The organism is Achromobacter sp. GbtcB20, assembly GCF_019091095.1.
Lineage (GTDB): Bacteria > Pseudomonadota > Gammaproteobacteria > Burkholderiales > Burkholderiaceae_B > Achromobacter > Achromobacter mucicolens.
In genome coordinates this window covers 1-251 of the sequence record NZ_JAGXJZ010000724.1, presented here as the reverse complement: position 1 = coordinate 251, position 251 = coordinate 1, and the positions used below count along the sequence as shown (strand labels likewise).

Here is a 251-nt window from a genome sequence, read left to right as displayed (position 1 = left end):
CCAGCGTGCCGCTCATCCATCGCATCACCCATGGCGTGCCGCGCCGCATCAACCTGCTGTGCGTCCGCGCCCTGCTCGGCGCCTACGTCGAGAACAGCCGCGTGGTGACGCGCAAGATCGTCCGCACGGCCGCCGCCGAGATGTTCGCCGGCGAAGCCGCGATCAAGCCGGCGCGCTGGCCGCTGGTCGCCGGCGCCGTGCTGGCCGGCGCCGCGCTGAGCGCCGCCGCGGCCTGGCAGGTGCTGCCGCAT

1 pseudogene is annotated in these 251 nt (G+C 74.9%); it reads left to right on the top strand.

What is annotated here, in order from left to right:
* Positions 1 to 251 (top strand): annotated as a pseudogene (locus tag KVT32_RS30855) (peptidoglycan-binding protein); the annotation flags it as partial.